The organism is Chitinophaga filiformis (assembly GCF_900102545.1).
Classification (GTDB): Bacteria; Bacteroidota; Bacteroidia; order Chitinophagales; family Chitinophagaceae; genus Chitinophaga; species Chitinophaga filiformis.
In genome coordinates, this window is record NZ_FNBN01000007.1 from 289,056 (window position 1) to 314,646 (window position 25,591).

Sequence of the window (25,591 nt, forward strand, 5' to 3'; positions counted from 1 at the left end):
AATTGCTGTTACTGTTTACAGGTAAGAGGGCTCAAAATATGTTCCTGTTTCCGATTGGGCTTTTCTACGGATGATTTACAACTACTACCCTCTTCCTACAGCAGGCAACACACATCAATTGGCGCAGGTTTTGATTTCCTACATTTTATGGAAAATCAGATCACAGGTAAAGTCGTCGTAATAACAGGCGCCTCCAGCGGCGCGGGCCGTACTATCGCCCTTCATCTTGCACAGGATGGGGCATTTCTTGTACTGGCATCCAGGAATGAAACAGTGTTGGAAGAAGTAGCCACAGAATGCAGGGATTTAGGCACACAGGCTATTGTTGTCCGAACAGATGTGACTGACAACAAATCTGTATGGCAACTGGCACGGACTGCTTTCGAATGGAAAGGCAGGATCGATGTATGGGTGAATAATGCAGGCGTTCTTGCTGCAGGTACATTCGAAGACATGCCCTGGGAAAATCACCAGCGCGTTATTGCTACCAATCTGCTCGGTTATATGAGCGGAGCACACGCGGTGCTTCCCTACTTCAAACACCAGAAGAGAGGTATCCTCATCAACAACATCTCAATAGGCGGTTTCCTGCCCGTTCCTTTTGGCGGCGCTTACACTGCCAGTAAATTCACATTAAGAGGCTTTTTTCAGGCACTTAAAGCCGAGTTGACCTCATGGCCCCACATTCATGTGGTCGACCTTTTTTCGGGCTTCCTGGACACACCAGGCATACATCACGCGAGTAACTATACAGGCAAGGTATTAAAACCAGCGCCCCCTGTACACGACCCGATAATAATGGCCCAGGCTGTTAAAGCATCTATCCTGCATCCAACATCTACCCGGTATCCCGGTGGCGCATCCCTGCTCTTCAAACTCGGTCATGCTATCGCTCCTGAACTGACGGTAAAGTTTAGCGGACTGCTCATGAAACTATATCTAAAAAGAGCGGCCATCGCGTCCAATACGGACGGCAACCTCTTCAACACGGTCAACTTCGCCATGAGTACCAAAGGCAATTCAAAGCCACACATTAAACCGGGCAGCCTCCTAAAAGCAGGGGTCCTGCTCGCCGGTGCAGGTATTGCCGTATATTTGATGGCAGGAAGAAAAACCAGCAGACATGTCAGATAAATTCCCCGTTCACGCAGTAATTACCGGTATATTTTCAGCAACACCGGACCAGGCTTTCAGCGCATTTCTTGATACCCGGCAGATCGGGCAGTTTATGTTCGGCCCGTGCGTAAGGGATGAAGAGATCGTCAGCCTTACCAACGAACCTATTGTTGGTGGAAAATTTACCTATTCAGTACGTAGACAGGATAACCAGTTCGATCATGTGGGTGAATACCTTGCCATTGACAGGCCACATCACCTGGCATTCACCTGGTCTGTGAAACAGGACCCCAACGGCGCCCAATCAAGGGTGGTGATCGATATCGCTCCCATCCTGGAAGGATGCGAGCTGACATTGACACATCAGATGCCACCCGGATCGGAGGATTTTATCGAGCAGTCCAAACAGGCATGGGGAAAAATGCTGGACGTGCTGACGGACGTATTATCTTAAAACGGATAATGCCGCATACCTCCATCCACGACAGCCACTGATCCTGTTACATACCGCGCCCTGGGCGATACAAGAAACACTGCCATATCAGCGAGATCCTGTGGCTCGCCGAAATCGCCTAGCGGTATCTCTCTTTCTGCAAACTGTTTCCGTTCATCACCGGAAAAGAAACGACGGATATTCTCCGTATCAATCAGTCCCGGCTGCAGACAATTAATCCTGATACCATACTTACCCAGTTGTCCTGCCAGCTGCTTGGACCATACAACTATCGCTGCCTTTGCCACTGCAGAACCATTCACTGAACGTAATTCATAAGTACTGATAATATTCAGGATAGCACCCTGTTTACGCTCCATAAAATGAGGTAACAAGGCCTGTGTCAGTTGCCGGTGACGATTAAAGTCCAGGGTCATAGCCCCTTCCCATTCATCCTCCGGCCCAACAACATCCATCGGGGCACTACGGCCGGTATTATTCACAAGAATGTCTACATGTCCCAGGCTGGACAAGGCCGCAGCTGCTATCTTCTGCGGAGCATCGGCTGCAATGAAATCCTGCACGAAAATAACAGGCTCCTTTCCACCTACAGCAACTATTTCCTCTCTTAAGCTATGCAGCAACTCTTCATTCCTTGCTGTGGCGAAAACTTTCACCCCCTCTGCTGCTAATTCCTTTGCTATGGCGCGACCGATACCCTGGCTGGCGCCGCTCACGACTGCTGTCTTTCCTTTTAAATACAAGTCCATATCCTATCGAAATATTTCGATCAAAGGTATTTGATTATGTCTGAACACAGGGCACCTACAAATTTGTTAGTACTGCTAGATAAGTACCGTGGTTTTGACTACAACAATATTAGATCTGGTTATATCTGTTTTTCAATGGCGGCTGACCTTTGTAGCATAAAATCCAACAACATGAAAGTGATCGTAACAGGTTCCCTGGGCAATATCAGCAAGCCGCTCACGAAAGAATTAATACAGAAAGGTCATACGGTTACTGTTATCAGCAGCAATCCGGAAAAACAACAGGACATCGAAGCTTTAGGCGCAACCGCAGCTATCGGCTCAGTGGAAGATGCCGATTTTCTCACGAAGGCATTCAGCGGTGCGGACGCTGTATATGTTATGACGCCTCCGAACCACGCAACGAAAGATGATCCGAGGGCTTACTACCGGGAAACAGGCCACACTTATGCGCAGGCCATCCGGCAGTCAGGTGTAAAAAGAGTTGTCCACCTGAGTACGATGGGCGCCCATCTGGGCGAAGGTACCGGCCTCTTACTCGGCGCTCATGATGTAGAGCAGGTACTGAGCCAGGTACCAGGTATCGCACTCACCAGCCTGCGCCCCGGTTACTTCTACTACAATCTTTACAACTATGTACCCATGATAAAAGGAGCTGGTCTTATCCGTGCGAATTATGGCGGAGAGGATAAGATCGTACTGGTATCACCGGCAGACATAGCCACTGTTGCTGCAGAAGAAATAACTACTACTGCTCCTGCCAAAAAAGTGCGGTATATTGCAAGCGATGAACGTACGGTTAACGAGATTGTACATCTGTTAGGTACGGCTATCGGCAAGCCTGACCTGAAATGGGAAGTATGCACGAATGAAGAAATGCAGGACGGCCTGGAAAAAGCAGGTGTACGGCCAGTTATTGCAGGCAGTCTTGTTGAGATGTATAGCTGCGTTCACAGCGGCGCTTTTGCAGAAGATTACGAACGGCGCAAACCTATTCCCCTGGGAAAGGTAAAACTGGAAGATTTTGTAAAAGAATTTGCTGCTGCTTTTAATAAAGGATGATAATGCTTTAGGGAATGAAGAACAAAGAACCACATCAACTCAAAACAATCAGTGACTATCACCATTTCAGGGGATTACCGAAACCTGAACATCCCCTGGTGAGCGTAGTAAATTTAGAAGCAATAAGACAACTCCGGGATAATGAACCGAAAAGTCTTACACAGAATTTCTATTCCATTGCATTGAAAAGAAACTTCCATGGCAAGTTGAAATACGGTCAGCAGGAATATGATTTCGACGAAGGTGTGATGTTCTTTATTTCCCCCGGACAGGTTTATTCCATTGAATCAGATAAAGCACTGGAACATTCGGGATGGTTGTTGTTCTTCCATCCCGATTTTCTCTGGAATACACCCCTGGCCAAAACAATCAAACAGTATGAATACTTTAGTTATGCTGCCAATGAAGCTTTGCACCTTTCTGAAAAGGAAGAAGCTGTCATCACAGGTATTATACAACAGATAGAGCAGGAATACCACTCCAACATCGATAAATTCAGTCAGAGCGTGATCATTGCCCAGCTGGAATTACTGCTCACCTATGCGGAGCGGTTTTATCACCGTCAGTTCATCACGCGAAAAATAAACAATCATAAGATACTTACCCGGCTGGAAGCTATTCTCACGGCATACTTTAACAGTGATGATCTGGTAAAAAAAGGACTTCCTACTGTCCAGTATATTGCCAGTGAATTAAATGTATCTCCTAATTATTTAAGCAGCTTACTGAAAGTGCTGACCGGGCAGAATACCCAGCAGCACATTCACAGTAAACTGATTGAAATAGCCAAGGAGAAGCTCTCTACCACAGCACTTTCGGTAAGCGAGATCGCTTACGAATTAGGCTTCGAACATCCTCAGTCATTCAGCAAGTTATTCAAGACAAAGACGAACCTTTCGCCCCTGGAATTCAGACAAACATTCAATTGACTGATCATTTCGTACCCGCCAGGGCTGATGATTCATGACCATAACGCTTTGTACGTTCATCGCTGATAACGCCTTTCCAATCCAGTCCAAAACCGAAGTCATAACGATGCCCGTCAGCATCCACATGGCACTCCATATCAAAAGGCACATCTTCCTTCTGCATTTCCACAGTATGCATATTGGCCGGCATCTGTACGGGCAGGAGACCTGAAGGCGCCTGCTTTCCGGAGATGATATCCAATACAGCCTGTGTAGATATGCCAAAGTTTAATACAATACCATCTACCTGTGATTCAAATTCTTTGAACACCATCGGCTTTGAAGCTGTCACCGATACGATCACCGGCTTTCCTCTCATCATTTCCTTTGTATCGAGTATCGTTTGCAGATCTGTGAAGTTGGCTGCGGTGACAGTCTTATTCCTGTAAGAGCGGTCAAGCACAGTAGGATCTACCACAGGGTCGCCGGCTGCAATGCTCTTTTCACGGGCATCAGTAGCAGTATAGGTTTCATATTGTAACGTAACAGGCACGTAGCCATTGCCCCCCTTCCTGCGGTCGTTACTATCATAACCTCCCGAAGGGCTTTGCGGACTGCTCACAAATACAATCGCAAAATCAGCAGCATTAGGATCAGCCGTTAAATTGTAGTATTTCTTTATAGTATTCGTATCTACCGTGTAATCAAATTTCGCAGGAATAAAATTGCCCCACCAGTCCCTTGCCGCAGCTGTGTACATCTTAGGCACATACACCGTTTTCTTTTGTTGTACAGGCAATGCGGACTGATGATTCTTCAGCAGGATCACTGATTTTACCTGCGCTTCATAACCTGCTTTCATAAAGTCTTTGTTTCCCACCGTCTGCTCACTCTTTGCAACATCGAGATAAGGATTCTCAAAGAGTCCGGTACGGAAAATGTTCCTCAGCAAACGAATACCCGATTGCTCGAAACGTTCCCTGAAAGCCTGTTCCCCGAAAGTTTTCACGCCCATCTGATAAGCCTCAACAATAGGTTTTATATCATTGTTTCCCCCAAACTGATCTACACCGGCCAGCAGTACTTTATAATGTCTTTCAGCAACAGACAGCTTTTCAACGCCCCATGATTTCCCCGCAAACTGATCTGGCGTTTTTCCTTCATCCGCTGTAATTAACCAATCAGTACAAACCACGCCGTCATACTTGTATTGAGTTCTCAAAAGATCCGTTATAAGGTACTTACTAAATCCATTTCCGACGTTTTCGCCGTTCTCTGTATCCTGTTGATAGGAAATGGTATAATAGGGCATTACAGCCGCCGCCTTCAGCGTTTTTTCATTCAGCTTCAACGCACCATTCACGAAAGGAGCAATATGTTCCTGCAGGTTATTTCCCGGGTAAACCGCAAACTTTCCATATGCCCAGTGCGCGTCTCTCCCACCTTCTTCCGGACCACCTCCAGGCCAGTGTTTTACCATTGCATTCACACTATGGTATCCCCAGCCATCTTTGATCTCCGCAGGTCCTGCAGAAGTCTGGAAACCGTCAATATAAGCCCTCGCCATGTCGGTGGTCAGCCGGCTGCTCTCGCCAAAGGTCATATTGATACGGTACCAGCGGGGTTCCGTTCCAAGGTCGATCTGTGGAGACAAGGCGGTAGTGATCCCTAAAGCACGATATTCTTGCCCGGCTATCTCTCCGAACGCATGCACTACAGATGGGTCAAATGTGGCCGCCATGGCTAATCCGTCAGGCCATAAAGATATCTGCCCTCCGGCGCCCTCATTGAATTCAGTGGTGGCTGTTGCCGTATGCCTGGGGTCACTGCTGTTATTGGCAGGAATACCCAGGTCCAGTCCCTCGGCATAAGCCTGCACATTATTATTCCACTCCGCAGCCACAGCCGGCGACTGTAAAGACGTAACCAGTACATGTCTCAAGTGATCATTCTTCAGAAATGCTTTCTGCTGATCCGTCAGATCAGAAGGCCGTGCGCCGCTGTGCAGGAAGGTTTTCCCGTTGTAGGTACCTGAACGGAAACCTGCTTCCGCTGCGGGAATGGACTGATGAATACTATACAGCATCAGGCCTGCAATCTCCTCTACAGACATCTTTTTCACCAGGTCTTTCGCTCTCTCGTCCACCGGAAGCCGCCAGTCTTCATACCTGTCCAGCTTACCATTCCTGTTCAGATCCTTGAATTTTAGTCCGCCTACTGTCAGTATTTTCACTCCCGATGCAGGCGAGTACCCTAATGTGGCTCCATTTTTATTATTAACGATGGTGAATTGGGTTTGCGCTGATACCCTTATGCCGGTACATGCAATAGCGCAGGCAATAAAAAGTGTGGCTTTCATTCCTGATGTTTCATAACGGTGAGAAATATGTGGCATATCGAAACAATCCGGCACACATGGCCCATTGTCTCATTCTGATACAATAATAAAAATATTCTCCCTGGACGCCAAATATTATATTTTTGGGTATGGATGATATTTCACTGTTTGAAGAACGGAGCCAGGAGTTTTACAGGGATTGTTTACCTCATATATCAATTGATTGCGTGGTTTTCGGGTTTCATTCCAACACCTTAAAAGTATTGTTGATCAGGATGATCGGTCAGGAACACTGGGGATTACCCGGAGGATATGTGGGCAAGGATGAAAACATTGACGATGCGGCCATAAGGATTCTGAAGACCCGTACCGGAGCGGAAAAAGTCTTTCTTGAGCAGTTTAAGACCTTCGGCAATACGGGGAGATCAGAAAAAGATCTCAGCTACCTGCCGGAATCAATATGGTTCAGACAGCGTTTTTTATCCGTAGGCTATTACGCATTAGTGGACTATGAACAGATCATTCCTGTAGTAGACGACATCTCCACGGCCTGTGAATGGAAAAACGTGCATGAACTACCGGACATGATGATGGACCACCGGCAGATTTATGAAGCAGCGCTGGAGACTATGCGTTTCCAGTTAAACTACAAGCCCATTGGCTATAATCTGCTACCGGAGGAATTTACCATGCCGGATCTGCAGAAACTATATGAGACCATCCTGGGTAAACCATTAAGCAGGGGCAATTTCCAGCGCAAAATGCTGGGGTACGATATTTTCATCAAACATGATAAAGAACGAAAGGGAGGGGCTCATCGCAGCCCTATTTTGTATAGTTTTGACCAGGTAAAGTACCAGGCCGCATTGAAAACAGGATTAAAAGAAGCATGGTAAAAAAAAGGCTGATCAGCGACCAGCCTCTTTTCTTTATCTTGTAAACAATCCTTCCAGTTCCTTCTCCTTATAAAACTTATCTGCAAGACTGAACAACCAATTCTTCAACACATCCGCCGGACTATCCACTGCTACATTATGCTTCACTATCCGGTTATACAATGCTGCAATCTTACGCAATACATCTGCATCATGATCACGCATTTGCTCCACTGTTTCATCAGTAATAAGTGCATATGCATCCTGGAAACATATTTTAAGAAAATCATCAGTAGCATACACCGTTGTTGCACCGATACGGTTTGTCAACAACACTTCAGGATGATATACACCCCAGGCACAATATTGCCCCTCGCTAAAGAACAAGGATACTTCCGCAGAAATAGTTATTTCGTGCAGTTGCTCCACTTCGGTGAATGCTTCGCCAAAGCATAACAGCAGATCTTTTTCTTCATGATAATACCGGTAGTCAAAAGGGATCAGCTCAAAAGGTGGCGCATCCTTATCCAACTGTGGAATAGCCACTGTTTTCCCGGCACTTGCCAGCAGATGTAAATTGTCCGGCGTTCTGTTCAGCTCAGGATAGTAAAAAGATACGGCTTTCAGCAGCCCTGTGCCCGCATCAAATGCCAGTGAATCTGTTCTCGACATATGCAGCCAGTCTTCCACACTGCCGATGGCGTCCATCATCTCTTTTTCCATAGCCTCAATGCTTTGCTGTGTACTTAGCAGCATCATCAGGCTATCGGGTAATATTCTTGCCCTGGCAGGTATTTGCTGCCCATTTATGAATGTTATTGGAATATCTTCTGTAATACTAAACATGTCAATAAAATTATGGATATATTTTCTTTGCCGGAGGAATAAATCCTTTTTTCGCCGGTATTTTTCCTTCCGTTATTATCAGGTCTGTTACTGCTTCTCCAGCATCTTCTGCTTTACCACCTAAGGCCGCGGCTCCGCTCTCTCCTTTTACGCCCGACTTACCATATGCGGTTATCACATTCCCTCTGGCGCTCTTCGTGGCTTCCATGACTACGATATCACCATCTTTCAGATATATCAACCTTTCACCATTTCTAGTCTCATATATCGCATCCGGATTCGAGATTATTTTCTGCACTACATCATCTTTCATCTTATGCATACTGTCGCCATGATAGTTGGAAGCCTTATTAAATTTGCCTTGTGTGAGTACCTCATCCATCATTTCTTTCGCTGTCTGCTTATTTGCTACCGTGAGGTCTGCCCGCCCTACCAGCTTATCCATGGCTTTTATTTCCTCCTCGGTTGCTTTGCCAGCCTTTTCAAATGCTTCCTTGAATACATTCAATTCTTTTGGCGACAGATCCTTCGCATCCTTTATCAGCCTTTTAAGCTTCAGGTCCAGCAGGAATTTTTCAAAGCTGTTAGCGCCCTTTTTAATTGCGTTATAAGCCATGACTGTCAGTCGCGGTACCGCCTCCACTGTGCTGGTGATATCATTCAGGCGAGCGCCTATCGCCATGAATTTATCTACAGATTCTTGTAGTGCAGCATCGGCTTTCGCTGCGCGGATGATATTCTGCTTAATCCTCGCGTCCAGTTCTGCCAGTTGGGCCAGCGACTTCTCAAGTGTGACCACATCCTTGCTTTCATTGAAGGCAGCTGTTGCTTTGGCAATAGGACCTGCTGCCTTAAAGGCTGCTGCCAGTGCTGCGGCATCAGCGCCTGCGCCAACAATCGCCAATACGACCCAGGTCAGTGAAGGTTCCTTTGTCAGCAGTTCTACATCATGCGCGCTGACATCCAGTTTATATTTCTCAATCTCTTCCTTAACCGCATACGCACTTAAGGCTAATGAACCGCCTGCTGCCAGTAAAGCCGGTATGCCGGTACCAAAGGAAGCAACTGCCAATGCAATGCCGATCACTACGAAACAAACAGCTTTCAATATCTTAGCGCTGCCCAGATCTTTGATCTTATCTTTGATGATCAGGTCATAGATGCTGCCGTCAGTAATGCCCTGCATCTGAACAGAAGCTGCGACCAGCCCGTCCAGTTCATATACACGTTCAGGATTGGCATTTATATCCGTCCATGTTTCATCAATGCTCTCCTTCTTCTTATCGATATAATTCTGCAAAAATTTCCTCAGCTCTTCCTTGCTCTTCACGCGCGCCAGTGATTCATTGCTGAACGTGTCTTCCTTCATCAGTGGACTTGCAGAGGGCAATTGCTGCATCAACCGGTCGCCTGTTGCATGTGCGGCATTGGACTCTTCGTTCAGCGCCATTTGCCTATCCAGTTGCGCCTGAGAAACATAATCCTTTGTTCCAATTGCCATCACGGCCTGCATTCCTTTGCTACTTGCCTCTTCATAATGTCTGCCGGCGCCAGAATTCGAGATCTCTGTAAATAACCTGGTGATATAAGCATCATCGGCTATCTTTTTCTCTTCTTCAAACAATACATGCCTGTAACGCTGCAAGTGATCACCGGCAATAGCAATCGTCTCTTTGCGGAAAGCAGCTTCATAACTATCTACATATTTCCCGAACTCGTCAAGGCTATTAAAACCGTAGGCTTTAAGAGAAGCCGTTAATCCCGTTCTTTCCTTTTCTTCGGCCTCTCTGAAATAATCATGATTCGGATCATGTACACCAAATTCGTCTCTGGATGGAGGCAAGGATCCTCTCTTCTGGAACTGTTTGTATCTTTTATACAATTCCTCCAGTCCGAATAATTTCGTTTTAAGGGATTCCCGCTCCTCTCCTGCCTTGCGCCGCTCCTGTCTTGCTGCCATATACGCAGCGATAGATTGCTTTAGTGCATCAAGGTCGGTCGTATTGAGATTCACCTTGCTCTGATAGTCCTCGAAATCGGCTGCGGTGAACTGGCTCAGTAAAGCAGCTATTTCGCTCAGCTTCGCATAATTAGCAGGAATGAAGGTCTGATCTGATTGCAGGAATGCCTTGATAGCAGGAGGCAGATCATTCAGGGTTTTCCGTTGCTGCATCAACTGATTCCGCAGATCATTCCATACAGCCGTCCTGCCTTTCTCACCAGGCTTTATTTTCGTACCAGGTGCGATGCCGGTACTCTGATAATACTGCTTGTCCGTCTCTTCGTTGATAGCATCCTTGCTATCTTTATCCAGTTGCTTGTATTCCGCATCTCCGGTGCCATCTCTTTTTTCCGCAACACCGTATTGTGTAAGCATTGACTTCGGCACTTTGAACAGGATCGTTCTACCGATATGCTGACTAATGTGCTGATAGATCTCTGCCGTGCCTGTGCCCTGCCAGTCCAGGTTCAACACTTTATGGAAGATGATCAGCTCTGCATAGCGGTGGAATTCCTGCTTCGACGCTGTTCCCGGAGGAATCTGTATGGGATAGCTCTTCCAGTCTTCTCCGTCTCCTGGTTTCCGTTGAATACTTGCCTGCAGACCTGTGCCCTTGCGCTGTATTGTGTCGCCCGGTGCAGCTGCAACAGGCGTTTTAGTACCGGCTACTTTATCTGCCACCTGGTCTGCTTCCTTCTCCAGCGGATCATCTGTTTCCAGTTCCACTGGTTTGCGCTGCACTTTCGGAGAAAAAAAAGTAGGTGTATCCTGCGGTTCGGTATGTTCGTCTCTCTGCCTGGAGAAGAATGGTTCTTGGGAATCGCTTTGCTGATTACGTACAGGAATTTTGGGGGTTTTCAAATATCTCTGGGTCATAAAACAATCTCGGTCATAATTGGGGTCAAAAACGGCATTGAAGATACTAAATAATCGACTTCAAACATGCAGGCAACAGGTAAGTATCCGGAAATGCGTATTTCCCGCAATTTGCATTTCCGGATACGTAAAAGCATATATCTTTCTAAGGGATGATCTGCCATAGTTCGGCATCATACTGGTTTTCAAACCATTGTTCCAGTTTAGTGCCCGGCGTCTGATTACTGTATGGTACATTCAGGGCCAGAAGGCTCCTTCGGTTGATCAGTTTGAAATAACCATTACCCATATCCTGCACCCGCCAGTGCTGCGCGATGTTCTGGTTGTCCGTCCACTGGATCAGGATATTTCCGGCGTTCAGCAATCCACCGGCATCGTCAAGATTCAAACCGGAGGCTACGCAAGTTATCTTGTAATAGCCGTTACCCAGGCTGGTGAAATTCCACTTCTGCGCTGCATGCCCGTTATCCGTCCATTGCTGGATCTGTAATCCGGGTGTTGGGGCGCCGTCGGGGACGTCCACACATTGTCCCGTCACCTTTGACTTGATCCTATACACGCCATTCGCAATTGGCATGGCATAATTCGGCCCGATAGACGGCGCGGCTATCGGAATACCCTTTTCTATGGGATAGCCGAAATAAGGGATATCTCCGTCCCAGGAAAACTGTTGCGTCATCACTCTCCGGTCCCAGCCTGAACCGTCCGTATTGGCGGCATGATAAACGACCCACCACTGGATATTGTCCGGAGATTTTACAAATGAAGCATGTCCCGGGCCAAACACATTACCAAACCGGGAGAATGCGGGCGTAGAAGGCTTGGTCCAGGAGCTTTTTGACATCAGGTTACCATTGGTGCAGGTTAACCTTCCCAGGCAGTAATCGTTCGTCCAGCTGCCGCTTGCCGAGTAGATAATATTGACGGTATTGCCGCTGATAAGGGCTGTAGGGCCCTCATTGACGGTGGGATTACCTACCTTTTCCCAGGAATAATCCGGCCTTGATATCTCCACCCTTTCCCCGGAAATGGTATAAGGGTTGCTCATTTTGGCAATGTAAATGTACTGGGAGACATTGCTCGTCCCTTCCCAGCCGGACCAGATGAAATACAACTGTCCGTTAAAGTCAAAAACAGACCCGTCTATGGCCCATCTGTCAGTAGTAGCACTCAGCCTGGCCTTATAGGCATACCCTCCGTCAAGCGGGTCATTGGCATTGCTGCCGCCTTCCAGCACGAACATCCGGTGATTGGCATTGTTGCCATCATCCGCTGCAAAGTAAACATACCACCTTCCATTACGGTAATGCAACTCCGGCGCCCACAACTCCGATGAATATCCGGTACCGGAAGGCGGTGTGAAAATGTAGGTCTTGGGTTGCATCAGGATATCCTGTAAGGTCGTCGATTTCGTAATCCATAAACGGCCACCGTCGGAACCACAGTAGTAGTAAAATCCACCTACTGTAATGACCCAGGGGTCGTAATAACTGCCATTGTTCGATGAGGGCAATGCATTTGTGAAGATCGCTGAAGCGCTTAAGGCTGTGTTTTCTGCCAGGGTACCGGTAACCGGTAGTGTATCTGCCAGGGGTTTCCTGCAGCCTGTTATGGAGGCGCAGGCAAGCACACAGAAGAGTAACAGATAGTTGCTTTTCATATGGTTATTTTGAGAGTGAATAAATGCGGTAGGTTCCGCTGTGTAATGCAATGTTAGGAAAGATTCTGATATGTGGGCCATTTTTGGCCCACTAAGACCCCTACCGGGGTCTAATGCCGCGAATGATTGCCGTATTGTTGATACGCTTTTACCCTGCCTTTACCATGCCTTTAAGTTGGACCTGTGACAATTCCAGGTCAGATCTCCCCGGGTACAGATAGCATCCGACTATACTTCGACTATACTACGATCCTTAATCTATAGGCTCTGTAGTCCTACATTAGGCCTACCGTTCTATAGCCATCGCTATAGAACAGTGCCTATAATGCTATAGTAGAGAGCCTATAGGTTATAGGTCCCACTATAGTCGCACCGAATAGGTACCGAATACATACTATACAGATACCAGGTGTGTTGAATTCGATAGAGATTCGTTACAGACGGCTTCGAGATGGCCTAATCCTCCCTTAATCCTCCCTTCTGAAGGGAAGATTAAGGGAGGATTAGGCCATCTCGAAGCCGTCTGTAAGCCATCTGTATCTGATACCAGAGGTAATAAAGTAGTTCCGGAGACTAAGGGGAAGTATTCGGAACTCAACAAGTACCCGATTTAATAGAAAAAGCAATCAAATTGAATAATATTGTAACATTGACCTAAAAAATAACATATGCAACCGGCCATTAAGCAAGTTAAATTTAAACCAGGTCTTCCTTTGGAGATTGAAATTATTCCGGTTGCAGATACTATCGCAAAACATAAAGAAGTCACTACCACTGCGCACAGAGCAGAATTTTATCATATTTTCTGGATTCAGAAGGGAACAGCGGAATATCTGATAGATTTCCAGCCAGTACAGGTGAAAGCTGATTCCTTTTTGTTTGTGAGTAAAGACAGAGTACAGGTATTGGATCATAAAAGCCGGCACGACGGGAAATTGTTGTTATTCACCGACAACTTTTTTGCTAAAAATGGGGCGGATGCAAGATTCCTTCGGAGCAGCATTTTGTTTAATGACTTCCTGAACATACCGGTCATAAGTGTAAAGGAAGCGACATCAGCGAAGAAGGTGTTCCTGGAAATAGAAAGTGAACTTTCGGAAGAGAAAGACCAGTATCATTACGACATATTACGAAACATGCTTCACAACTTGTTGTTACTTGCTGAAAGAGAAAGACGGAAGCAGGGGTATACAGAAGCAGCTAAAGGGGCTGATCTTGATTACACCGTACTGTTTAAAGACCTGGTAGAAGATCAGTTTGTAAAAACAAAATCTGTCAATATTTATGCGAGCCAAATGAATGTGTCTGAAAAACGGCTTGCGCAGGCCATTTCTAAAACGCTTGGCAAATCACCTAAATCCGTCATTGATGAAAGAGTGATGTTGGAAGCGAAACGTTTATTGGTTCATACAAATTTCGCGATTAAAGAAATTGGTTACAGACTGGGCTTTGAAGAGCCGACTAACTTTATTAAGTACTTTAGAAAACATGCTGAAAAAACACCCATAGAGTTCAGGGAATGTTATCCGAACAGATAATTCAATCCTACCACTTATCTATCAGCCCCTCACCTTTCCCGGCGTAAAAATATCATTTATTGACCGTTTTCTACCTTTCCTTGCAGCCGCATTAATGGGAACTTTGTATCCACAAACAGAGACAAATGATTTACTTAAAGCATAGCGCAGCTGTACTCCTGGCTGTATTATCATTCACTTATGCTGATGCACAACAGCATAACAAAACACAAAAAAAGACTACAATGGAACAGAAACAAGCAACAGTAAAGCTTTTAAAAGCTATTGAAACAGGTGAGGCTGCACCGGTAGCAGTCATCAATGCCAATAGTTATAAACAACATAACCTGGCAGTTGCCGATGGCCTGGCAGGATTCGGCGCTCTATTACAGGCATTGCCCAAAGGTTCTGCTAAAGTAAATACGGTACGTGTGTTTCAGGACGGCAATTATGTTTTTGCTCAAACAGACTATAACTTCTTTGGACCTAAAATCGGCTTTGACATATTCCGTTTTGAAGATGGAAAGATTGTTGAACACTGGGATAATCTGCAGGAAACGCAAAAGCCCAATCCAAGCGGCCATACAATGATTGATGGTGCTACGGAAGTGAAAGACCTGGACAAAACTGAGGTCAATAAAACATTGGTAAGCAATTTTGTAGATGACATTCTTGTCAATGGAAAAATGGAAAGGCTCAGCAGCTATTTCGATGGCGATAATTATATCCAACACAATCCCAACATCGGAGATGGTTTGTCCGGCTTAGGCAAAGCCTTACAGGAATGGGCTAAACAAGGTATTACAATGAAGTACGATAAAATTCATATTGTACTGGGCGAAGGAAACTTTGTACTGGTGGTGAGCGAAGGACAGCTGGGAGGTAAACACACTTCTTTCTATGATCTCTTTCGTATAGAAAATGGTAAGATAGCCGAACATTGGGATGTGATTGAAACCATTACCCCTCAAAGTGAATGGAAAAACCAGAACGGTAAATTTAACTTCTAATAACGTTTTGTATTCAAATATCAAAGAAGCATCCCGGGGCGGCTGCTTCTTTGATATTTTCTTTTAACAACGATTTTATCAAATGGACGGAAAATAAAATCCGTCCTAAAAAATTTGTGAAATACGATCATCGTCTTGTAATTTAGACTCAGATAACCAATAACCTTATCCTGATGAGAACAGCTGCTTATGACGATAAAAAGCTCATTATTGACATTCTGTGTGCATCTCTTGTCTCAGTAAACTGTGCACCGGCATTGTTCAGAAGCACATCGATATGATTATATTTCTGTTTGATCTTTTCCGCAAACAATTTTCGTTACTTTGGATCCTGAAAGGTGCTGACTACCACATCTCCTAATAGAAACGCAGGTCATTTTGCGGGAAATGACCTATTTAATAATGTATATCCTCTTATCCGGAAGACTAATCGCTATCTTCCTGCCCAACCATTCAATACTCGTCTTCCCTTCATAAATCAACCCCTCCACAAAAAACACCGGAGGATTCTCCACACCTGCCAGATTATTCTCAGTAGCAATGCCGGAGATGTTACCCGTATAAATGCGGTTCACTTTAGTACTATCAAACTCACTCTTCTTCTCTATCATTTTAAACGCAGACTTATCCAATCCCAACGTTTTCATAAAACGGTCGCTCAGCCAGAACGATTTCTGCCCTGCGCCTGCATCCAGCGATACCTGCAAGGTGATTTTATCGTTCACCTTCACATTGGTAAAAATATCAATCGAGTTACCGGCATAATCAGCAACGGCAATGTCAATGTATTTCTTCTTATCAGCTGCACTTAACTGCCCGATAGTGATCTCTTTTTTATCGTAGTCGATGGTCACCGGTGTATGCTGGAATGGCAGCAGAGATATCAAACCATCAATACCGGGGATATCCAGATCGAAAGTGCTGTATATCTGGTTCTTAAGCGCTACCTCTCCGATTTGCAGATCATCTGAATGGAAAATAGGTATGTCGAGCGGTTCTCCTGTTGCTCTGTGTCCGGTAAAGAAATGATAGCTTTCTCTCGACTTCAGTTTCTTCGCAAACTTATCGAACAGGAGATTCAGGCCGGCGCCTGTGTCAAAGATGAAATTTCCTTCTACACCATCTACTTTAGCCTTGATAAGGATATGTCCGGAACCTAACAGGGTAAAAGGGATTGAATGTTGGGCATACAAATGAAAACTTGTGAAAAGGAAAAATAGAGTTAGCAATTTCTTCATAGCAGGGTTGTTTATAATGGGTAATATACAATTTGTTTTGTTACGTACGGCTACGCACCTCCGGCGAGATACACGTTCCCGGGGGAATCACGCGGTCCCCGGGGTTATCACCCCGCGCTACAAACAACGGGACTCCTACGGAGTCTATCGGCATTTTGTTACCCGGTTTATTGTGATCCCGGTTATTATTTTCCCAGGGTTGCACCCTGCAACAAACGTCCCCCGGGGTTATCACCCCGCGCTACAAACAACGAGACTCCTACGGAGTCTATCGGCATTTTGTTACCCGGTTTATTGTGATCCCGGTTATTATTTTCCCAGGGTTGCACCCTGCAACAAACGTCCCCCGGGGTTATCACCCCGCGCTACAAACAACAATACTCCTACGGAATCCATCGGCATTTTGTTACCCGGTTTATTGTGATCCCGGTTATTATTTTTCCGGGATACCATCCCTTCGCGTTACAAACGGAGCCATACAAATAAAAAAGGGCCCCCGGAGTAGGGAGGCCCAACATGCAGCCAGTCAACGTCTCACTATCGACCGACTACAATAACTTATAACTATATCATCTTTCTATATTTCTCATACAGCCTTGTAACTGTCTTCACCGCATCACCTTTAGGCTGTGCAGCATATTTATCATGGCTGTTCACCCATTTCCACTCAAATGCCCTTACCTGGGTCTCAAAAGCTGCTAAATCGGCTGTTTTACCGCTTTGTAAGCTGGACTCAAGTAATTTAAAGAACTGCGCCCAACGAGGCTTATAAAAGCCTTTAATGAGACCGTTCCACTGACGGTTGGAATACTCGTGCAGCGGACTGTCCTTATCACCCCACAGCGTTACCAGGTCTTTTGCATTGAACTCATACAGGTTACGCTCTGCTTCGGTGATACCATTGGCCCGCGCATCGCTTACCCATTTGCCCAGTAGAAAACCTTCCTGGGTGCCCAGCAAAGTATCCATATCATCCAGTAATGTTAAGAACTGATTGCTGTACAGCCTGAACGCTGCCAGATCTTTCTGCTGATAGGCAGTAGCGATCTTCTGTTGTAATGGACTGGCATAGTTGCCCAATACCTGTCTTGTAAGATCTACCAGGTCATACCTGAATCCTGCGGTTGGCTTTACCCGAGGGATGGCTTTTACGAACAGGTCCCAGGCTGGTATTAACTTCGCAGGATCGTAGTTGAGTTTAGTCTTCACCCTGTCTGCCGCTATGTCCAATGTGGGACGGGCAACGATGATAGACTCCGGAGCGCCTTCTGTAGGCCCCCCACTATATACCGTATGATACATGATCTGCCAGGCCTGGTCAATCAGCTCGTTATGCATATTATAACGTTGGCTCGCATACGACTTTAACCACTCATCCACATTCAACGGCTGATCGCGCCATATATTGTCCAGCATCAGGTGATATAAAGCCGGGTTCTGCTCTATGCCTTCAGGCGTCAGACCAATACCCGCCAATTGCTTAGCCGCAGGATTGTGTAACGCTGCCGCCGGGTTGTGCGCGACTGAATCCATTCCACCCCACATACCGGTATTGCCCCCAAAGTTATGTAACATATTCCATATCCACGGCTTTCCATAATATGCTTCTGTATTATACCATACCGGGTGACTCTCACTATACAGGTCCAGCACGATCATATGATCGTCAGGAACCGCTTTTAGCAACGCGCTGATCTGTGTTGGATGCCAGTAGCTGGCATTGTAGTGGAACATCCATCCCTGCATTACCCATACTGCTTTCGGATCCGCTGATGCCATGGAAGCAAATACCTTTTTGCTCATCGCATCCAGGAAGCTGGAATCGTTGGAGGGAGGTACGTTTTCATTAAAAGTATCCGCAGAATAAAAATGGTCTGTGCCAAATGCCTTCGTCTGTACTTCAATGAAACGTTTACCTATCTTATCAAACATCGGACTGCCGGGATCGAGGATGTAAACATCCGGGAAACCTGCATCCCAGTTGGTCTTCTTCACCGTCTCAGCAGGGAATTTATCTTTGAAAGCCGGTGGCACATGTCCTGTAAAAGCAGGTAATACCGGCATCATGCCCATATTACGCTCTGCCGCCAGTATCTGTTGCTGCAAGGCCTTATGGCTGTCTTTCCAATGCTTTGGAAGAGGACCGCCCCAGGCATCGATATTCCCCATCCACAACCAGGAGAAATAAGCCGGACCACTGAAGAATTTATCCAGCTCGGCATCTGTAAAGCCCATCTCCTTGTATACTTCCTGCCAGATGGCTTCTTCACCGGTAAGCGCCAATGGCATGTTAATACCATTCATCGCCATCCAGTCAATTTCCTGTTGCCATCTTTCCCAGTTCCACCAACACATACTGTAATTGAATGTACAGTAGTTGATATAGTAGCGGTATTTGTAAGGAGTAGCATGATGCTCTTTCTGTGTCACTGCGGGTAACTTAGCCGGCAATTGCAGGTTGGTACCATTCCAGGTAATGCTGCTGTTACAATAATTCTTCAGGTAATAGTTCAATGCAGATGCAATGCTGACGCCATTGTTACCCCGTAATACAATCTTTCCGGCTTTACTTTCGATCTCAAATACATCCTTACCGCTATCTGCAGCCAGGTATTCAAAGGTAAAAGCAGCAGCCCTGTCTTTCACGATCCTTTTCAGAAAAGCTTCCGTGGCGGTTTTATTCAACTGCGCCATGGCTGGTACACTCAGGCTACCCAACAATAAGGCAACAATGATCTTTTTCAATTGCATGAAGAAAATGAATTAAAGGCGATGGCTGAGATACATCAGCCATCGCCCCAAGATAAAAATTTATAAAATGTTATTTATAGTTTTCATTCTGGATCAGTACACCATTGCTTCTGTCTATTTCAGACTGTGGCAGCGGGAAGTAATAGTGTTTAGGACGGATAAAGGTTCGTGCAGGTACGAGTATGTTACCGCCTTTTCCGTACTTGGGTTTATTATAATAGGTCGTGATATCGATCAGGCCAGCTTTGTCCCAACGCATCAGATCCTGATGGCGCTCATTTTCACCACTCAGTTCGCAACGGCGTTCGTGGATGATAGCAGGCATACCAGCACCGCTTACATTTCCCAGTCCTGTTCTTTTGCGTACCATATTGATCTCTGCATCACCAGCACCGAGACCCTGTGTACGGATCTTAGCTTCTGCTACCAGCAGGGCAATATCAGCAGTTCTTAACAGCGGCGTTTTCAGTGAATAGTTCAGACCACCGTTTGGTTTCCAGTAAGAGAACTTATGGAAGTGATAGCCGGTTTCAGACATATCTGCACTATAGGTAGCAATGCTGGAACCGATATTGATCTTATCACCAGGCGACATAATAGATACTGCTTTACGTACGTCACCAGGTTCAAACTCATCAACCAGGCTTTGTAATGGCTGGTGGAAATTCCATCCGTTCCATTCGCGCGGTGTATAGTAGGTGGTAAAGTCGGAATAACCCCAGGTATCGCTGGTCTGTACAGCAAACAGCATTTCGTCATTGTTGCTGGTCTCAGGCGTAAAGTTTGCTACATAAGTAGCTGCCAGATTATAGTCACCACTGTTCAGCACCTTCTCACCATAGATGAGCGCCTGATCCAGTTTCTCCCAGTACATGTACAGTTTACACAGCAGGCCCCAGGCAGAACCTTTGGATGCACGACCTCTGTCAGCGCCTTCATATTTAGCAGGCAAAAGATCTGCAGCAGCCAGTAGGTCTGACTGAATGATAGCACGGAGACTGTCTGCACTTACTTTAGGTTTCACATAGTTACTTTGTGCCACATCATCTTCAGTAACCACAGGTGCTTCACCATATACCAGCAAGAGGCGCCAGTAAGCGAATGCACGCAGGAAACGCGCTTCACCCAGGCAACGGTTCTTGATGGTTTCATCCATACCCTCGATCTTCGGAATATACATCAGCGCACTGTTCGCACGGTTGATCATTTCATATTTCCATCTCCATCCAAATCTCACCTGTGCATTTGCGGCATCATAGGTAAGGTTCTCAATGGCCACATCTTCAGAGTGGTCACCTGCACGGTACTGATCATCAGAAGGATCGTCGAAAGTGAATTCAGCGTGGCCGGTGAAATCTTCTTCCAGCAGCACATTGTAAATACCCGTCACACCATTGACTGCATCAGATTGATTACGCCAGTAAGTGGCGGTTGTATAAGTGCCTTTCGGCGTTACGTCCAGTATCTTGTCGCATGAAGACATGGACAGTAACAGGCCCGCAGCTATTATTATAAACTTATTGTGAATACGTGTTGTCATGATCCGATAGTTAAATGAAACTTAGAAATTCATTGAAGCACCTACGGTGAAACTTCTCGCCTGTGGGTAAGTGGCAACGTCCACACCTCTCTGTTTATTACCGTCTGTATAACCCAGTGCAGGATTCAGACCGGAATAATTGGTGATGATGAACATGTTCTGGCCTGCTACATATACACGGATGTTTGTAGAAGACTTGCTACCCCATAAGTGCGAAGGAATAGTATATCCCAATGCTGCATTACGGAGCGTAAAGTAATTACCGCTTTCAATAAACCTGTCTGACGTACGGTAGTTACCGTTGTTATCACTTAACGTCATACGTGGTACGCTATTGCTGGTACCTTCACCATGCCAGCGCTGCAGTTCCTCTGCATAGTAGTTATAGGAATAGGTTGGATCCAGACCCTGCATTTTATCAGCATTATACAATTTCACACCTGCTACACCGGTAAATGACAGGCTAAGGTCAAATCCTTTGTAGTTGGCACCCGCCTGCAAACCGTACTGGAGACGTGGATTAGGATCGCCCAGGTATACCCTGTCTGCTTCAGTGATAGCACCATCGCCATTCACATCTACAAAGCGTACATCGCCTGGTTTAATGTTATCTTTTCTGCCATCTTTAGAGATATAAGGATCGCTGTCGATCTGTGCCTGGTTCTGGTAGATGCCCGCTGTTTTCCAGCCATAGAAAGAAGCGATAGGCTGTCCTTCATAAGTACGGGAAATCTCCTGATTCTGGCGACCGTAGCTGCTGGAACCGATGTAAGTATTAGCGGAATACAGTTTGGTTACCTTGTTTTTGATAACGGTAGCATTTGCCGCAATGTTGTAGGTAAATGCTTTTTTACCGCCCTGGTAAGACACTTCAAATTCCCATCCGTGGTTGTTCAGTTTACCGATATTTTCATCAGGCACAATTGAAGTACCATGCAGATCAGGTTTTGCAGCAGGTACCAGCATGTCGATCGTATTCTTATCGAAGTAAGAAACGGTTGCATTCAGTGCGTTATTCAGGAATCCGAGTTCTGCACTGATGTTGGTCATATGAGCCTTTTCCCAGGTGATGTTAGGATTGGCCAGGCTGGAGTTCCAGATACCGGTAAACGGCTGATCACCGAAATTGTATTTACGGTTCTTGATGATAGTAGCCAGGTACTGGAATTCAGTAACGTTCTGGTTACCCAGTACACCCCAACCACCGGTTACTTTCAGGTTGTTGATGAAGTGTACATTATCCTTGAAGAAGTTCTCATCAGATATACGCCAGCCCACAGATACAGCCGGGAAGTAACCCCAGCGGTTGCCTTCTGCAAACCTGGAGGAACCATCCGCACGCATAGTAGCGGTCAGCAGGTATTTACCCTTATAGCTGTAGAAACCTCTTGCAAATCCTGATGCCAGGATATTGGTAGCATAGTAGTTACCGGCAGCGTTGTAAACAATGCTACCGTTGTCCAGCACCAGTACGTAAGGTGATTCATCATCGAAACCATTACGCTGTGCGGTGAAATAACTGCCGCTGTACTTTTGATAGGAAATACCACCGGTCAGGCTGAGTTGGTGTACCCTGTTCAGTGTTTTATTATAAGACAGGAATGCCTCGCCCAGGTGAGTGCTGGTGCTGGTATTACCCTGTGTTAATTCCGCATCGTCACGGGTACGAACCTGTGTTAACGTTTTAGGCAGGAAGCTGAAAGAGTTGCTCAGTGTACCATCAAATGCATAGTTCAAACGCAGTTTCAGGTCGCGGATGATCTCTATTTCAGCAAAAGCATTGGCCAGTATACGATAGTTCTTTGTCCATGCTTCTGTAGTTTCTGCTGTATACACAGGGTTGTTGATGTCGCCCAGTTCATTGTTTGCCTGTGCCGAGCCATAATTACCCATATCATCCTTCACAGGTATAGCAGGGTTGAAACGCAGTGCGCTGAAGATCAGACCTGTCTGGGAAGAGTAGGTATCCAGCGAGTTACCTTTACGGGCAGTCAGCTGCAGGTTCTCTCCTACTTTCAGACGACTGTTGATACGGTGCTCAGAATTGATGCGCACAGTATATCTCTTGAAATAGGTATTGGTGATCAGACCTTTTTCATCATAATAACCCATGGAGAACAGGTAATTGGATGAAGCGCTACCACCTTTGATAGAAACGTCCGCATTGGTTACATGACCGGTATTGAACAAAGCCTTCTGCCAGTCTGTGCGCTGTACGGCATAGTATGGATCCTGCCAGAACGCAGGCACACTCAGGCCATCATTGGTATAACGTTCCTGTTTCAGCTTTACCAGATCAGGAGCAGTCAGTAATGGTATATAGCGATTTACATTGGAAATACCGCGGTAGATGTTTACGTTGGTATTTAATTTCTCATTGTAAGATCCTTTCTTGGTTGTAATGATGATCACACCATTTGCTGCACGGGTACCATAGATTGCGGAGGAAGATGCATCTTTCAGTACTTCCATGGAGGCGATATCATTGTTGTTGATATCACTGAGACCGCTGAGGTTTGGAGCAGGCACACCATCGATGATGATCAGTGGTTCCGCGTTGTTGATCGTACCAGTACCACGTACGCGGATGCTGGGGGTAGTACCGGGAGATCCATCGGAACGAACGATGTCCACACCAGCTACACGACCCTGTATAGCCTGGGCCGCATCACTTACAGGCAGGTTTTTGATATCAGCACCTTTTACGGTAGAGATAGCACCGGTGAGGTCGCGGCGGGTCTGCACACCATAACCCACTACTACAACGTCGGTCAGACTGGTAGTGGCGGGCATCATGGTGATGTTATCCAGGTTGCCGCCAGCGCTCACTGTTACGCTGGTAAAGCCGATGGTTTTAAACACCAGGGAGTCTGTATGATCAGCTCTGAGCACAAAGTTACCGTTGGCATCTGTTGCAATACCCCGGTTCTTTCCTTTTACACTTACGGTAACACCAATCAGTGGCGCTCCCTTATCATCTTTCACCTTCCCACGGATTGTAATCATGGTATCTGCCACCGCTGCAGGTATTACGCCTGTCAGTGTAAGAGCATGAGCTGCTGTTTCAAATTTGCGGGTAATAATGATCTGTGTCTTATTCTGTTCAAAGTTCAGATCATTAGGCTCCAGCAACTGCTGCAGTATCTTATCAACAGAAGTATTGCTGACATTGATACTTACAGGTCCCGCAGCTTTGATCTGGGACGAATTATAGACAAAACGGAAAGGCGTAACCTGCTGGATCCTTTCAAGGACCGTTTCCAGCTTCATTTTGCTGGCTGCGAGATTGATCTTTACCTCTCTAATATCCTGACCTTCAGTGCTCTTGGCGAACAACGAAAGCGAAAAGGTATAGAAAAATACCAATATATAAGCCGAACATCGCATGAGGAATAATAAGTATTGAATACACGTCTCCCGTGTATACGCTGTTTTTTTCATAACTTTAATACGATTTGTTGTTATAAAATGATGGATCCAGGGTATGCAGGTTTGGCGACATGAAATACCCTGCTATAAAACGCTCCCTGTACATGTTGGCAGGGACGTTTTATTTATGCTACGTGCTGTTTGTCATTTTTAGCATATGATGTCCTGATATTTGGTACACTTCCTTAATTTCTGTGATAATTTCCCCGTTTACTGACAACCTTTTCCGTCCAAAGTAATAGTACTGCTGTCCGCACTAAAGGTATAGGTCGCATTGTTGATCTTACATAACAATTCCATCACACGCGAAACGGACGATTCCTTTTCAAACGTGGCGGTGATCATGCACTGTTCTAATGACTTGTTGGCAAAAACGATATTCACATTGTACTTCCGGTTGATAGTTCTGGCAATCTCTCCAAATGACTGATCGGAAAATTCCAGTTGTCCCTTCGTCCAGGCATAGGCCACATCGGCTTTTACAGCTACTAATACCGGTGGCTGCTGGTTCGCATATTTTACCTGCTTATTAGGTGTTAAAAAGGTAACTGTTTTGGTCTTTTTATCTTCCAGCTTTATTTTTCCATTGGTCACTGTGATGGCGAAGGGTTCGCCGGGATATGCCTTTATATTAAAGGCGGTGCCCAGCACCTGTGTCTCCATAGTACCCGACTGGATAATAAATGGTTTATCCGGATTCCTGGCTACATCAAAATAGGCCTCTCCTGTCAGGCTAAGCCGGCGTTCTCCCATAAATGGGAAGTCGGTGTACACCAGTTTCGTAGCCGAATTCAGCCACACCTTGCTGCCATCTTTCAGTACAACAAACCGGGGCTGCTGTTGTGCATTGTATACCTGGCGACTACTAAAAAATACAGACAGTAACGCAGCAGTAACGACCAGGAAAATAGCAGCTGCCATCCGGTAAGGTCTTACCTGCATAACGATGCGCTTCCGGCGACTTCCTTCTGCCTTCCGCTCGTCAATCTTCGCTTTCATTCTACCTGCCAGCTCATGCTCCTCTTCTCCTTCCGGTAGTTCAACCACCAGCTCCCTGCCCTCAAAGGAATAATACCACTGTTCCAGTAGTTTCCTTTCTGTCGCTGTCGCGGTGCCATCCAGGTATTTTGCAGTTAAGTCAGCCAGCTGCTCTTTAGTCATAATTTGATAGTAAATGCAGATAAAAAATTCACGTGACCAGATCACAGCAAACTGTATCC

The 25,591-nt window shown here is 46.0% G+C and carries 17 protein-coding genes; 7 read left to right on the forward strand and 10 right to left on the reverse strand.

What is annotated here, in order from left to right:
• Window positions 1–147 precede the first annotated feature (147 nt).
• Together BLR32_RS25430 and BLR32_RS25435 are read left to right on the forward strand one after the other, a co-directional pair.
• Window positions 148–1,134 carry an SDR family oxidoreductase gene (locus BLR32_RS25430; RefSeq protein ID WP_089835907.1) on the forward strand — a complete coding sequence of 329 codons (987 nt, stop codon included), beginning with the start codon at window positions 148–150 and terminating at the stop codon, window positions 1,132–1,134.
• Entirely contained in the window at window positions 1,124–1,570 is a 447-nt protein-coding gene (locus BLR32_RS25435) for an SRPBCC family protein (protein WP_089835908.1), read from the forward strand. The genes BLR32_RS25430 and BLR32_RS25435 overlap by 11 nt, the downstream gene beginning before the upstream one ends.
• Here the strand turns inward: BLR32_RS25435 and BLR32_RS25440 are convergent.
• Window positions 1,567–2,319, reverse strand: coding sequence for an SDR family NAD(P)-dependent oxidoreductase (locus BLR32_RS25440; RefSeq protein ID WP_089835910.1), 753 nt, complete (start codon window positions 2,317–2,319; stop codon window positions 1,567–1,569). The two genes, BLR32_RS25435 and BLR32_RS25440, sit on opposite strands and share 4 nt — an antisense overlap.
• 171 nt (window positions 2,320–2,490) lie before the next feature.
• Between BLR32_RS25440 and BLR32_RS25445 the strand changes: the two genes are divergently transcribed.
• Window positions 2,491–3,381, forward strand: coding sequence for an SDR family oxidoreductase (locus tag BLR32_RS25445; protein ID WP_089835912.1), 891 nt, complete (start codon window positions 2,491–2,493; stop codon window positions 3,379–3,381).
• A gap of 14 nt (window positions 3,382–3,395) precedes the next feature.
• The gene (locus BLR32_RS25450; RefSeq protein ID WP_089835914.1) at window positions 3,396–4,310 is read left to right on the forward strand and encodes a helix-turn-helix domain-containing protein; all 915 of its coding nucleotides are present in this window, start codon (window positions 3,396–3,398) and stop codon (window positions 4,308–4,310) included.
• Window positions 4,311–4,314: 4 nt separating this feature from the next.
• Here the strand turns inward: BLR32_RS25450 and BLR32_RS25455 are convergent, their stop codons facing one another.
• The gene (locus BLR32_RS25455; protein WP_089835916.1) at window positions 4,315–6,648 is read right to left on the reverse strand and encodes a glycoside hydrolase family 3 protein; all 2,334 of its coding nucleotides are present in this window, start codon (window positions 6,646–6,648) and stop codon (window positions 4,315–4,317) included.
• A gap of 128 nt (window positions 6,649–6,776) precedes the next feature.
• Here BLR32_RS25455 and BLR32_RS25460 point away from each other — a divergent pair, with 128 nt between their 5' ends.
• Window positions 6,777–7,523: an NUDIX hydrolase gene (locus tag BLR32_RS25460; RefSeq protein WP_089835918.1), complete on the forward strand. Its 747-nt coding sequence runs from the start codon at window positions 6,777–6,779 to the stop codon at window positions 7,521–7,523.
• A 33-nt stretch (window positions 7,524–7,556) separates the two neighbouring features.
• Here the strand turns inward: BLR32_RS25460 and BLR32_RS25465 are convergent, their stop codons facing one another.
• From BLR32_RS25465 to BLR32_RS25475, 3 genes are all read right to left on the reverse strand, one after another.
• Window positions 7,557–8,348 carry a hypothetical protein gene (locus BLR32_RS25465; RefSeq protein WP_089835920.1) on the reverse strand — a complete coding sequence of 264 codons (792 nt, stop codon included), beginning with the start codon at window positions 8,346–8,348 and terminating at the stop codon, window positions 7,557–7,559.
• Between the two features lie 10 nt (window positions 8,349–8,358).
• Window positions 8,359–11,211, reverse strand: a complete 2,853-nt coding sequence (locus tag BLR32_RS25470; RefSeq protein WP_143011585.1) for a hypothetical protein — start codon at window positions 11,209–11,211, stop codon at window positions 8,359–8,361.
• A 160-nt stretch (window positions 11,212–11,371) separates the two neighbouring features.
• Window positions 11,372–12,886, reverse strand: a complete 1,515-nt coding sequence (locus BLR32_RS25475) for a family 43 glycosylhydrolase (RefSeq protein WP_176842428.1) — start codon at window positions 12,884–12,886, stop codon at window positions 11,372–11,374.
• Window positions 12,887–13,599: 713 nt separating this feature from the next.
• On the opposite strand from BLR32_RS25475, the gene BLR32_RS25480 reads away from it, so the two are divergent.
• Together BLR32_RS25480 and BLR32_RS25485 are read left to right on the forward strand one after the other, a co-directional pair.
• Window positions 13,600–14,424, forward strand: coding sequence for a helix-turn-helix domain-containing protein (locus tag BLR32_RS25480; RefSeq protein WP_245705518.1), 825 nt, complete (start codon window positions 13,600–13,602; stop codon window positions 14,422–14,424).
• Between the two features lie 125 nt (window positions 14,425–14,549).
• On the forward strand, window positions 14,550–15,413 hold the full coding sequence (locus tag BLR32_RS25485; RefSeq protein ID WP_218124251.1) for a nuclear transport factor 2 family protein: 864 nt from the start codon (window positions 14,550–14,552) through the stop codon (window positions 15,411–15,413).
• A 392-nt stretch (window positions 15,414–15,805) separates the two neighbouring features.
• On the opposite strand, the gene BLR32_RS25490 is transcribed toward BLR32_RS25485, so the two are convergent.
• From BLR32_RS25490 to BLR32_RS25510, 5 genes are all read right to left on the reverse strand, one after another.
• Window positions 15,806–16,651 (reverse strand): retropepsin-like aspartic protease, encoded by an 846-nt coding sequence (locus BLR32_RS25490; RefSeq protein ID WP_089835929.1) that lies wholly within the window; start codon window positions 16,649–16,651, stop codon window positions 15,806–15,808.
• A 564-nt stretch (window positions 16,652–17,215) separates the two neighbouring features.
• Complete coding sequence (locus BLR32_RS25495; RefSeq protein WP_089835931.1) at window positions 17,216–19,402, reverse strand: alpha-N-acetylglucosaminidase; 2,187 nt, start codon at window positions 19,400–19,402, stop codon at window positions 17,216–17,218.
• Window positions 19,403–19,472: 70 nt separating this feature from the next.
• Window positions 19,473–20,942, reverse strand: a complete 1,470-nt coding sequence (locus BLR32_RS25500) for a RagB/SusD family nutrient uptake outer membrane protein (protein ID WP_089835933.1) — start codon at window positions 20,940–20,942, stop codon at window positions 19,473–19,475.
• A gap of 21 nt (window positions 20,943–20,963) precedes the next feature.
• The gene (locus BLR32_RS25505; protein WP_089835935.1) at window positions 20,964–24,383 is read right to left on the reverse strand and encodes a TonB-dependent receptor; all 3,420 of its coding nucleotides are present in this window, start codon (window positions 24,381–24,383) and stop codon (window positions 20,964–20,966) included.
• A 198-nt stretch (window positions 24,384–24,581) separates the two neighbouring features.
• On the reverse strand, window positions 24,582–25,532 hold the full coding sequence (locus BLR32_RS25510) for a FecR family protein (protein WP_089835938.1): 951 nt from the start codon (window positions 25,530–25,532) through the stop codon (window positions 24,582–24,584).
• Window positions 25,533–25,591: the final 59 nt, after the last annotated feature.

Bases quoted from the DNA above. Each gene is read 5' to 3' on its own strand.
- BLR32_RS25430 (WP_089835907.1), top strand. From the start codon at position 148: ATGGAAAATCAGATCACAGGTAAAGTCGTCGTAATAACAGGCGCCTCC.
- BLR32_RS25435 (WP_089835908.1), top strand. From the start codon at position 1,124: ATGTCAGATAAATTCCCCGTTCACGCAGTAATTACCGGTATATTTTCA.
- BLR32_RS25440 (WP_089835910.1), bottom strand. From the start codon at position 2,319: ATGGACTTGTATTTAAAAGGAAAGACAGCAGTCGTGAGCGGCGCCAGC.
- BLR32_RS25445 (WP_089835912.1), top strand. From the start codon at position 2,491: ATGAAAGTGATCGTAACAGGTTCCCTGGGCAATATCAGCAAGCCGCTC.
- BLR32_RS25450 (WP_089835914.1), top strand. From the start codon at position 3,396: ATGAAGAACAAAGAACCACATCAACTCAAAACAATCAGTGACTATCAC.
- BLR32_RS25455 (WP_089835916.1), bottom strand. From the start codon at position 6,648: ATGAAAGCCACACTTTTTATTGCCTGCGCTATTGCATGTACCGGCATA.
- BLR32_RS25460 (WP_089835918.1), top strand. From the start codon at position 6,777: ATGGATGATATTTCACTGTTTGAAGAACGGAGCCAGGAGTTTTACAGG.
- BLR32_RS25465 (WP_089835920.1), bottom strand. From the start codon at position 8,348: ATGTTTAGTATTACAGAAGATATTCCAATAACATTCATAAATGGGCAG.
- BLR32_RS25475 (WP_176842428.1), bottom strand. From the start codon at position 12,886: ATGAAAAGCAACTATCTGTTACTCTTCTGTGTGCTTGCCTGCGCCTCC.
- BLR32_RS25485 (WP_218124251.1), top strand. From the start codon at position 14,550: ATGATTTACTTAAAGCATAGCGCAGCTGTACTCCTGGCTGTATTATCA.
- BLR32_RS25490 (WP_089835929.1), bottom strand. From the start codon at position 16,651: ATGAAGAAATTGCTAACTCTATTTTTCCTTTTCACAAGTTTTCATTTG.
- BLR32_RS25495 (WP_089835931.1), bottom strand. From the start codon at position 19,402: ATGCAATTGAAAAAGATCATTGTTGCCTTATTGTTGGGTAGCCTGAGT.
- BLR32_RS25500 (WP_089835933.1), bottom strand. From the start codon at position 20,942: ATGACAACACGTATTCACAATAAGTTTATAATAATAGCTGCGGGCCTG.
- BLR32_RS25505 (WP_089835935.1), bottom strand. From the start codon at position 24,383: ATGAAAAAAACAGCGTATACACGGGAGACGTGTATTCAATACTTATTA.
- BLR32_RS25510 (WP_089835938.1), bottom strand. From the start codon at position 25,532: ATGACTAAAGAGCAGCTGGCTGACTTAACTGCAAAATACCTGGATGGC.